Genomic DNA, 10263 nt, shown 5'->3' with positions numbered 1-10263 from the left:
CGACTGTGCCACGGCCCTACGATGGAACCGGAGCCCTCTAATCAATCACCGGCGGCACGCAAAGACCTGCAGTACCTTCAGTCACATAGCCACGAATTACTCCGTTAAGGAACTGATCATTGTCGTCCCAGCCCCACCCGTAGCGGTGATCCAAGGACAAGTGATTCTGGCAGCCGGAGTCGCTGCAAGCGTTGTCTGGCTGTAATCCCGGAGGAATGGTATTCCCCCAGTTCGCAAACATGTCATTAACTGGACCATTATTCCAGAACATGCCTTCGCCGTTGATCCACTGCCAACCACCACCAGGCTCTGACGATTCACTTGTCTGGAGTCCGCCAATCCAGTACTGCTGAGCAGGTTCGGCTGGGAACTCACTTGGGTCCGGTAACAGGCCATTGACAATCGCCTGTTCAGCCGCCGACGTGATGGTGGCCAAGTCGCAGCTATTCCCCCCTGTGCTCAGACCTTGGGCCGCCTCTCTTGCCGAACCCCAATTCAAGCCGGGCGCGTCGATCACCGCGTAATAATGAAGGGGTGCGGGAACTCCTGGGGAAGAGTTGTCCGATATGATAACCAACCCATCGGCGGCCTGCTCCACCGCTGCATGAAAAGTGACAACATTCGCTCCCGGACAGTTTGGATCTGAAGGGGGGGTCTGTGTCGTAAGAATAATCCTTTCCAAATAGCTTATTAAGTCGACTATGTATTCGCGTAAATCTGGTTTGCGGATGTGGGGGAGAAGAACTTTAAAAACACTAACCGCGAACTTTAGAAATTTGACCTGTTTGAGTTCCTCTGCGCTGAACGTTAGGCTGCATGATGCGCCAAATACATCGAGCGGCCCGGACAGTACTTTCAGTGTGTCCGGGCCACTGATCGTGGCCACCAATTTTTGCGTGACGGTCGGTCTGCATGCTCCCGTTGCGCTGGCACTACTGCAGTTAAATTGCGGATAGCTTGGGTCTTCCATTCCCATGTCGAGGTTGTTGAGACCGCCCCAGTTGATGTCGGCCGTGGCAGCGGGGCCAGCGATTGTAAAAGTCAGCGGGCTGCGATTTTTGGTACCACTTGTACTCAAAATGTTTACGCTCGTCGAGCCACTAAAGATTCCCGTCCCCGTTAAGGTTACTTTATTGTTGACTGGGTCGGACCCGCTGTTCGCATTGAACTCGCCGGCACTCCTCAGGGCCCATGTAGTAAGCCCGGCATTAGCCGTATTGATGGTGGCACCCGTGGGGCCGTCAGTGGTGGCGTTAAATGTATGCTTTACCGTTAATGTCAGAGTATGTACTTCGGTGTTCGGCCAGGAGCCTACTGGGACCAATTTGAACCCGGTGGGCGACATCTTATCCAGGCCATTCTTGTCGGCGATCCGCACCCTCGGCGTACCGTTCGGATCGAGCCTGTACTGTCTGCCATTGGTGCCGGTGACCACTTGACCGGTAGGAATGGTGTAGCAGTAGTTATAGCCTGTGACACATGTCGATGATAATGTTGTATTGATCGTCACCACGGTCCCGCTATCCAACTGGAGCGTGATCGTCGGTGGACTCGACGCCGGCGCGGCTTCAGAAGACAGCGGAGCGACCACAGCTCCCAGCACTCCGACGATCAGTAGACTTCGCATGAATCCCACCCACCGGAGATAGTTCATAGGGACCTCCCAGGTTAGAAGACTCGTTTCGCGGAAAGTCTTTCTGTTTCTTGCGCCTGTCGGCGGTTTCCAGATCCAGTCGTGTTTGCGCTCAAAGGTTGAGCGATTGCGTTGGGAGCGTTTTGAGCAGTAACCCCGGCAGGGTTAGTCCCGACACCTGCAGCGTCCTGAAGAAGGTAGCCGGCGTTTCGCTCGGTAGAGGAATAGGAATGGGCTCCGATGGGAGTAATGACGGCTGCAGGTACTCCCACTATCTGAATCAAAGTCGAAGGTGAGTCTGTACCTGAATGAGCCGGTGTCAAGAAAAGCCCGCCGATCAGGAGACCCATTGCCACTTGAAGCCATCCTTTCGATCGCGTCAATAGGCCGTCAATATTGTTGACACAAGTAAATGCAAGGAATACGAATAAAATACCAGTATAGACCGAGCGATTGAGGCCGGGACTCTCACATGCACTGCAAGCATTTTCAACCCCTACGAAAGAGTGAAGGCTATTATGCCTTCCACGATGACTTCATCACTGCTTTCCAAAATGGTCTTGTAAAGGTGAGCAAGCATAAGATGGCCGCTTCCGAGTAGCGGCTGGGTGCGCAGGAAGCGAGCCTGAATTGAATTGTTGGTATTTCTGAGGATTTCGAGGCTGCGGAACGGTTAGGCGATGCAGGTGAACTGAATTGTGCTCAAACAGATTCAGAATCTTTTTGGATACTCTGAATCTTTATGGATGCACCCAAGCTGATCAGCGTGACCCAAAAGCCGTGTCTTGACGAGGCTTAATAAATAAATAATGGACTCGCAGTGGACTCTTTACATCAGAAAGCCAAGCACTGGACAATGACAGAGGGAAGACCAGTATGGTATGGTAGCACCTCCGGCTGGGGCATGATGTAAGTGATCGCAAGATCCTACCAAGCATGAAGCAGTCTCCTGGTAGCCGGCCACATAATTTGGCATAGTCGTCTTCACATGCAGATTCGAGTGTTGGGTTGCCACGGGGCGGACTGCCTCGTGGGTGGAACGGAGCGGTCGGTTCGTCAGGAGAGTTGCGGATTCCTTATCGATGACTCCGTCCTCCTTGATGCCGGAACGATCGGAGCACGGCTCACCTTGGCGGAACAGCAACGCGTCCGGTTCGTACTGCTCAGCCACCTTCATTTCGACCACATCAAGGGGCTCCCGACGTTGGTCGACAATCTCGCCGAAGAATTCACCGACCCGCTCATCGTGGCGGCCACTGAGCCGGTGATTCAAGGATTGATGGACCATGTGTTTAACGACAAGGTCTATCCGAACTTTTTCAAGGTGCCGGACAAGAAGCACGCGGTCTTGCAAGCGCTGGTTCTAGAACCGGGAAAACCCGTCACGCTCGGCCATCTCGAAGTCATTCCAATTCCAGTCAACCATACAGTCCCCACCGTGGGATACATCGTGAAGGACCGGGGAGCTGCCTTGCTCTATAGCGGAGATACGCATGAAACCGAGGAGATCTGGCATCTTGGCCGAACCACCCCCAACCTCAAGGCCGCCTTCATTGAATCATCCTTTCCCGACACGCTGGAAGGATTGGCCAAGAAATCAAAACACCTGACTCCGTCGCTGTTCTTCAAGGAGTTTCAAAAGCTCGGGCGTCCCGATCTGCCCGTTTACGCCTACCATATGAAGCCCGCTTTCCAAACACAGATCGAAGCGGAAATCAGTCGGTTTGGTATCGAACGAATCTCGTTTCTTGAGGAGGGTCAGGTCATGGCAGTGTAGTCGCCCCGCCACCGGTAAGGTTCCTGCAGCGCCTGCTGAGAGGCGTCACTCGAACTACTGTTCAGCGAGATGGCCGACCAACCAGTCCGCTATCACGTTCGTCATTCGTTTAAAATCTTCCCCTTTCGTGAACTGATGGTCGGCGCCAGGCAACAGCTCGAGGTGTTTCTCGACCTGCAGCGCGTCGTACAGCTGCCGGCTTTGATGAAGCGGGACATGCTCGTCCTTGTCGCCTTGCACGATGACGGTCGGGGCTGCGATCGATCGTGCTGAGGCATAGGCGATCTGCCGGAGGGCGTCTTCATAAAACGCATAGCGAAGCGCGATTCGGTTGGGACCGCCCATGATGTTCGGAATCGTGTCGGTCTTCCGCCATCGTGCCATTTCTTCTTCGCCAAACTCCAGCCGCAGCTCCTCCGGAAAATCCACTACCGGACATTTCAAGGCAAGGCAGACTAAGTCCATCCGCTGTGAAGCGGTCAGAATCGAGACCAGACCGCCGAAGCTCGATCCCATCAGGCCGATGCGCCGATACCCTTTTTCGTTCATGAGATCGACCGCTCGATGTGCCTGTTCAACCGCCAAGCTGACGGTGATCTGATCGAACGGGCCTTCGCTGTCCCCTTGGCCGAAGAAGTCGAAGCGAAAGGTGGCGATGCCGTGGTCGATCAGCATGCGGGTCAAGGCATTGTTGGTCGAGCTGGTTTTCGACGATATAAATCCATGGCACAAAACGGCGAGCTTGTCCGTCCCTTCGTCGGGGACGGTCAAGATGGCGGAGACTCGATGACCGTGGGGATCGAGAAACGAGAATCGTTTTTCCACGCGGGGATTGTAGCAGAGTCCGCGACCGAGGTCAGGAAAGAAGGTCGGTCCGTCGGACGGTCAGGCCGTGAGTTTGAGTTCGTCGGTGGAGGTCTGTCCGCTCCGAAGCGAGTCCGGTTTATTGGTAAGCATCAAGGTCAGCTTGACTGCAAAGAGAATCAAGCCGGTCATGAGGAGGCCGAGACTGGTCCAGATGGCGATACGGATGTAGATGGAAGCCAGCGGCACATTCCACGTCAAGGCGGCCATGAGACCCAGTCCCATGGTTCCCAGACTGAGCGACGCGATTTGAACGGTGCTCCAATGGTTCATGATCGCGTGGAGTTGATCCAGATACAACCCGCGTTTCTTGGCATTGGGGACGCGGCCGGCGGCGATTGTGACGGGAATGAAATAGGAGCACGCGCCCATGACGGCGTTCATGATGAAGCCGACGAACGTCATATGGGTATAAGCGACCAGGTGCAACTTCCCGTACGGGAGGACGGGAGGATCCGAGAGGCGATTGACACCGACAAGCTCGCCCAGCGTGATGGTAAAGATGAGAAAGAAGGTGCTGATGAAGAGATGGTCCGAAGCTGCGCCGCCGGTCGGAGGGGAAGAGAGCCATGTTCGGACCACATTGCCGGTCCAGAGCAACCCGCCGATGAGTAGAATGCCGCCACCGGCCAGTTCGATCGGGACCGAAGAGTTCAGAAATCCACCGATTAAGACGGCCATGCCGATCGGCATCACGATCATGCCCAGGCGGGCAAGCCGGGGATGCATGTGCGGCCGGTTCCAGACTGTCGGCAGGAGATGCTGCACCATCCCGATGATGGCTACAACCACGAAACCGAGCACCGCCAGGTGAATATGCGCGAGCCGCGCATAGCCGTAGAAAGCCGGCACGAATCCGAGCGCCATGATTTCTCCGCAAACCGATGCGCCCACGAGGCAGAAGAGAGAGAGGGCGTAACACCAAGATTCGTTGAATGAGAGCCTCCAGGCACGGTTCGCTCGGATCCAAATGCCGTAGATGATGGAGATAAATGCGGCGATCACCACAGCACCGGCCACACCGATGACGATGTGCTGGTGCAACCAAAACCCCGTGAGCATTCCCACCACCCCGCCGTTCAGCGCCCAAAATGCGAGGGGATGGGAGTCCGGTTCTTTTCGATGTGCCGAACCAGGCGGAGGGGTAAGCATGATAAATCCGCCGAGAATGATCTGGGCGACACCGCCCACCAGGACCGCGTGGACATGGAGCGCCCCGACCCACGGCGGCAACGGGGTCCCCTGTACCAGTCCGACCAACGTCGCCACGCCGAGAATCGACGCAAGGATCAGCCAGCTGAGACCCGCGATGCAGAACGTGAGTGGGGGAATCCGTACGAGCATCGACATACGGTTATCGGTCGAGAAAATAAAAATGGTCCGTCGGCCCTTGTCCGTGGCCGATGGCCAAGCCATGCCGGATGGCTTCCGTCACATAGGACTTGGCGGCCTGCGCGGAGTCCAACACCGATCGCCCCCTTGCAAGATGAGCGGCCAGTGCGGAGGCGAAGGTACAGCCGGTGCCATGCGTATGGCGGGTTTCGATGAATTCCCCCTTCAAGACGTTGAAAAAACGTCCGTCATAGAGCAAGTCGGTCGCCCGCTCATTGAGTAAATGGCCGCCCTTGATCAAGACATGCTTGCATCCGAATCCATGAATCACTTTGGCCGCGCGCCGGGCATCGGCCAACGAGGCGATGTCAATTCCCGACAGTTGCTGTGCCTCATGCACGTTCGGTGTCACGACCAGGGCCAGAGGAAGCAACTGCGTCTTCACCGCCTCGATCGCGTCCGGCTGCAAGAGCGAATGACCGCTCTTCGAAATCATCACCGGATCCACGACCAGGTTCACCACGTTTTGAGGTTTCAACATCTTCACGATCACTTCGACAATGGCGGCCGAGGACAGCATTCCGGTCTTGACGGCGGCCACGTCGAAGTCGTCGAAGACGGCATCGATCTGCGAGGCGATGATGGCCGGAGGCAATTCGAGGACATCGGTCACTTCTTCCGTATTCTGAGCCGTGATCGCCGTGATGACGGACATGGCGAACACCCCGTTGGCGGACATGGATTTGATGTCCGCCTGGATCCCCGCGCCGCCGCCGGAATCCGAGCCGGCAATGGTGAGTACTTGTTTCAACGTTTTCGACATGACGATCCTTTATCTGTTGTCGTAGGGCGTTATTGTTTGCGGAGTTTCCGACGACGAGCCAGCCTTCAACCCCTCGATGGTGAAGGACGCGTCTCGTCTGGGCAACCTCTCACGAAAATGCAGCGTGAACTGAGTGGCTGCCGTCTCCGGTGAACCAGTGAACATGAGGACGGCGCGTTCTTTCCGGCGCGGGGAGAGTTCGAGTCCGCGGGCACACAGACCTTCTCGATTGTCCTCGATGCCCTGGTGCCACGTCGTTCCATGTTCGTCCGTCAGAACCGTGTCCTGCAAGTGACACAGCAGTTTCATGTCGCGGCGTGAGACGTTTTCGACGGTGAGGTCCATCTTGGCCCGGACGGTCTGCCGTTCGATCGACCTGACCACCAATTCATAGTACTCGTTCCGATGCGTCCCCACACCTGCCGGAGGGGGAGTTTCCAGAGGATTTTCAACTTTCAAGATCGGTTGCGGAGCCTCTTCCTTCTTAAAAAAGGAGTTCAAGGGGCCGGCTTTGGGCAGCATCCCGCGCGTGGCGCCGATCGGCTGGGCATCCGACGGATTGATGAGCCGTACCGTGACCTGTAGACCCTCGGGAGTTTCGGTGATCACTCCGCCCACCAATACATCGGCGCGGATCGCTTTGGCCGCACGTCGCAGGGCCTTCGCATGGGCCGAGTCCACCTGGTCCACACGCATCTTCTTCAGGGTCGAGTTCGTGAGCGTGCGATCGATCACCGTCATTTCACCGGATACCATGACCTGTGTCGCAAGTTCCTCGGCAAGGAACTGTCCGATCGGCGTCGGGCTCCCTTTGGAATCGGTGAAGTCCAAAAAGGCGAGCCGGTGTTTCTTGGCCTTGGCCGCCCCTTCAGTCACGCCGTCCGCCAATTGCTTGAGATCCTCTTCATAACTCGTCCCAGCCCGAGACGTTGCCGGATACAGGAAGAGAGTGGCGAGGCCGAGGAGCAGTACCGGAATTCCAATCATACGCATGAATGGATGTCATTATACTCGGGGCGACTTCACTGTCTAGCGGCCAGCAAAAATGGAGCGGGATCAAGACCGCTGTCCGGTATGGAGATCGTCAGTGTTCACCGCCTTACGACTCAGTGGAGGTGACCATTGCGGAGGCGTATGAAACCATGAACAACGGTAAGCTGCCTTTTGCGGGCTGATCAGTTTAGAAGACCGTAGTCTCTCTATACCTGTCCCTCCTTGATTGGACGACCCTGAAAGAGGATAATTTGAGTGGGAGGTCGGTCCATGCCTGTATCGCGAGCTAGAAGCTGGGTTCTTATCGGCAGTATCCATGTATTGATGGTCGGATTGCTGATCTTCCATTTCCCCACAGAAGTGGCGAAATCATTCTTGTCGCTGTTTCCACATCAACTATCGACGCCGTTTGAAGTTGAAAAAGCTCTCACGTCGGTGACAACGGAAAATATTACCACCATTTCACCTCAAGCTTCTGATGAACCTGTGTGGAGACCCTTAGTCACTCGGGTCTTCGGCATGGCGCTGATCGGACTGCCCATTTGGTACCTTTTACAACGCCGTGAACGCGAGGAGGAACTTCAGCGGCTCGACGAGGGCTGGGCTGCGCGCCTCCATGCCCGTAGCGAAGAACTTATGGCCGTCAAGAACGCACTCGTCAGCGAGGTGTCAAAACGGATGGATACCGAAGAATCGCTCGAAGCGAACAGACGGGACCTTCGACTGCTTGCCTCGCAGCTGCTTCGCCTTCAGGAGGAGGAGAGACGGCGGATTTCTCGGGATCTGCATGACGACATCAATCAACGCCTGGCGCTCTTGTCCATCGACATTGAAATGTTGGAGCAGCAGCTCTCGGACGCTCCTATCGGTACTGTCCGAACGATACATACGATTCAGAACCGTATCGTCGAGCTCTCCGAAGATGTTCGCCGCCTGGCCCATCAGTTTCACCCGTCCGTCCTTGATGATCTGGGTTTATCCATCGCGCTTCGGCGCCTCGTCGACGACTTTCAGACCCGCACCGGTATCGACGCCCAGTTCATAGGAAAGGATATACCACAACACTTGGCGCAAAGCCTCGTCACCTGCTTGTACCGCGTCGCACAAGAAGGCTTGGCGAATATTTCTCGTCATGCCAAGGCCAAGAACGTCCGCGTCGACCTTCGACGAGTGGAAAACGGCCTTCAGCTTATGGTGAGCGACGATGGAGTGGGATTCGACGTAAATCGTGACGGCGGCCGGCGAGGAAGCCTCGGTTTGTTGAGCATGAAGGAACGCGTCTCCTTGGTTGCTGGGTCCTTCGATATACAGTCGACACTGGGGCAGGGAACACGTATCTGTGCCTGGGTGCCGTTCAAACAGGAGCGTGCATGAGCAAGCCCCGCGTACTCTTGGCGGACGACCATGCTTTAGTGCTGGAAGGGTTCAAAAAGCTGCTGGAAGAACATTGTCAGATCGTAGGTTCCGCGGAGGACGGTCGGTCTTTGCTGGATGCGGCGAAACGATTGCGGCCGGACCTCGTAGTCTTGGATATTTCGATGCCCAGACTGAACGGCCTTGATGCGGCCCGTCGTTTGCGAAAGATGCTCCCTCAGGCTCGTTTGATTTTTGTGACTGTCCATGCAGATCAGGACTATGTCAATCAAGCCTTCAAGGCTGGGGCATCCGCCTACCTGCTGAAACGGTCGGCGGGGTCTGAGCTGTTACAGGCCATTGATGCGGTGATGAAGGGCAACTACTACGTCACCTCATTGATTGCAAAAAATCTTGTCCAATCAGCGATCTCCGACACTGAGCCGGACACTGACGGCGAGGGGCGCTTGCCGGTGCGACAGCGAGAAATCTTACAGCTCGTGGCCGAGGGGCTGACTCTCAAAGAAATCGCTTCAACGCTTGGTTTATCTCCCAAGACGGTCGAGTATCACAAGTCGAAGCTGATGGAACAGCTGGGTCTCCATACGACGGCTGAACTGACCAAATACGCCCTCGCCCACGGCCTCACTTCTTCATCCGAATAACCGATTCCATTTCCCTGCTTTCCTTGCCGTTCCATCCAGTGGAATTTCCTTACATCCTTTAGGCAAGTGCCTTATGGCACACGAAGCGGTGCTTTGTTAGATCTTAGACGGGTTGGCCGCTCTTTCAACGAAAGGAGGCATTGTTCACGGCGGCTAGGGGTTAGGGAAGGAGCATTGTCCGAAAAAGGGGGTCTAAGCATGGCATCACCTCAGACAGCAACAACACATGATAAGGGGTATGACATCTCGCAGTGGTACGATTCGAAGCCGGTGAAGATCGGCTGGTTGGCGATGTTAGGGATCGGGGTATTTTGGGTGCTGTATCAGCGGGCGTTCGGGTACTCGCACGGGTTGGATTCGATGACCCCGGAATTTGACTCGGTGTGGATGGGGCTGTGGCGGTTTAACATCTTGGCCAATGCCGTCTTCTTTGCCGTGACCATCGGGTGGATCTGGGTGACGCGGGATCGGAACCTGGCGAACCTGGACCACAAGCTGGAGCTGAAGCGGTACTTTTACTGGATGGGGTGGTTGGTGTGTTACATCTGGGGGGTGTACTACGCGGGCAGCTACACACTGGAGCAGGATGCGGCGTGGCATCAAGTGATCATCCGGGACACGAGCTTCACGGCGAGCCACATCGTGGCGTTCTACGGGACGTTCCCGCTGTACATCACGTGCGGGGTGGCGAGCTATCTGTATGCACAGACGCGGTTGCCGCTGTATAGCCAAGCGACCTCGTTCGCTTTAGTCGCGGCGATAGTGGGGCCGATGTTCATTCTGCCGAATGTCGGACTCAACGAGTGGGGCCATGCGTTCTGGT

General features: G+C 55.9%; 10 protein-coding genes. 5 read left to right on the top strand and 5 right to left on the bottom strand.

Annotated elements, in window-relative coordinates; translation table 11 throughout:
• Nucleotides 1–37 precede the first annotated feature (37 nt).
• Complete coding sequence (locus A4E19_11605) at nucleotides 38–1654, bottom strand: hypothetical protein (protein OQW38027.1); 1617 nt, start codon at nucleotides 1652–1654, stop codon at nucleotides 38–40.
• Between the two features lie 1009 nt (nucleotides 1655–2663).
• Here A4E19_11605 and A4E19_11600 point away from each other — a divergent pair.
• Nucleotides 2664–3410, top strand: coding sequence for a hypothetical protein (locus A4E19_11600; protein ID OQW38026.1), 747 nt, complete (start codon nucleotides 2664–2666; stop codon nucleotides 3408–3410).
• A gap of 54 nt (nucleotides 3411–3464) precedes the next feature.
• Here the strand turns inward: A4E19_11600 and A4E19_11595 are convergent, their stop codons facing one another.
• The 4 genes from A4E19_11595 to A4E19_11580 are packed head-to-tail and all read right to left on the bottom strand — an operon-like array spanning nucleotide 3465 to nucleotide 7422.
• Nucleotides 3465–4235, bottom strand: a complete 771-nt coding sequence (locus tag A4E19_11595) for a hypothetical protein (protein ID OQW38025.1) — start codon at nucleotides 4233–4235, stop codon at nucleotides 3465–3467.
• Between the two features lie 60 nt (nucleotides 4236–4295).
• A complete protein-coding gene (locus A4E19_11590) occupies nucleotides 4296–5624 on the bottom strand; it encodes a hypothetical protein (protein ID OQW38024.1) in 1329 nt (442 codons plus the stop codon).
• A gap of 4 nt (nucleotides 5625–5628) precedes the next feature.
• Nucleotides 5629–6417, bottom strand: coding sequence for a hydroxymethylpyrimidine/phosphomethylpyrimidine kinase (locus A4E19_11585; GenBank protein ID OQW38066.1), 789 nt, complete (start codon nucleotides 6415–6417; stop codon nucleotides 5629–5631).
• A gap of 21 nt (nucleotides 6418–6438) precedes the next feature.
• Complete coding sequence (locus tag A4E19_11580; protein ID OQW38023.1) at nucleotides 6439–7422, bottom strand: hypothetical protein; 984 nt, start codon at nucleotides 7420–7422, stop codon at nucleotides 6439–6441.
• 2 nt (nucleotides 7423–7424) lie between these two features.
• On the opposite strand from A4E19_11580, the gene A4E19_11575 reads away from it, so the two are divergent.
• The 4 genes from A4E19_11575 to A4E19_11560 form a co-directional block, all read left to right on the top strand.
• Complete coding sequence (locus tag A4E19_11575) at nucleotides 7425–7604, top strand: hypothetical protein (protein ID OQW38022.1); 180 nt, start codon at nucleotides 7425–7427, stop codon at nucleotides 7602–7604.
• Between the two features lie 142 nt (nucleotides 7605–7746).
• On the top strand, nucleotides 7747–8796 hold the full coding sequence (locus A4E19_11570; GenBank protein ID OQW38021.1) for a hypothetical protein: 1050 nt from the start codon (nucleotides 7747–7749) through the stop codon (nucleotides 8794–8796).
• Nucleotides 8793–9440 carry a DNA-binding response regulator gene (locus A4E19_11565; protein OQW38020.1) on the top strand — a complete coding sequence of 216 codons (648 nt, stop codon included), beginning with the start codon at nucleotides 8793–8795 and terminating at the stop codon, nucleotides 9438–9440. The genes A4E19_11570 and A4E19_11565 overlap by 4 nt, the downstream gene beginning before the upstream one ends.
• A gap of 198 nt (nucleotides 9441–9638) precedes the next feature.
• The coding region (locus A4E19_11560) for a methane monooxygenase/ammonia monooxygenase subunit C (GenBank protein ID OQW38019.1) at nucleotides 9639–10263 on the top strand (625 nt) is incomplete at its 3' end.

Origin of the sequence: Nitrospira sp. SG-bin1 (assembly GCA_002083365.1) — a bacterium.
Classification (GTDB): domain Bacteria; phylum Nitrospirota; class Nitrospiria; order Nitrospirales; family Nitrospiraceae; genus Nitrospira_D.
This window is presented reverse-complemented; position numbering and strand designations above follow the sequence as displayed.

Excerpts from the sequence above, each read along its gene's own strand:
- A4E19_11590 (OQW38024.1), bottom strand. The coding sequence starts at position 5,624 with ATGTCGATGCTCGTACGGATTCCCCCACTCACGTTCTGCATCGCGGGT.
- A4E19_11565 (OQW38020.1), top strand. The coding sequence starts at position 8,793 with ATGAGCAAGCCCCGCGTACTCTTGGCGGACGACCATGCTTTAGTGCTG.
- A4E19_11570 (OQW38021.1), top strand. The coding sequence starts at position 7,747 with ATGGTCGGATTGCTGATCTTCCATTTCCCCACAGAAGTGGCGAAATCA.
- A4E19_11575 (OQW38022.1), top strand. The coding sequence starts at position 7,425 with ATGGATGTCATTATACTCGGGGCGACTTCACTGTCTAGCGGCCAGCAA.
- A4E19_11605 (OQW38027.1), bottom strand. The coding sequence starts at position 1,654 with ATGAACTATCTCCGGTGGGTGGGATTCATGCGAAGTCTACTGATCGTC.
- A4E19_11580 (OQW38023.1), bottom strand. The coding sequence starts at position 7,422 with ATGCGTATGATTGGAATTCCGGTACTGCTCCTCGGCCTCGCCACTCTC.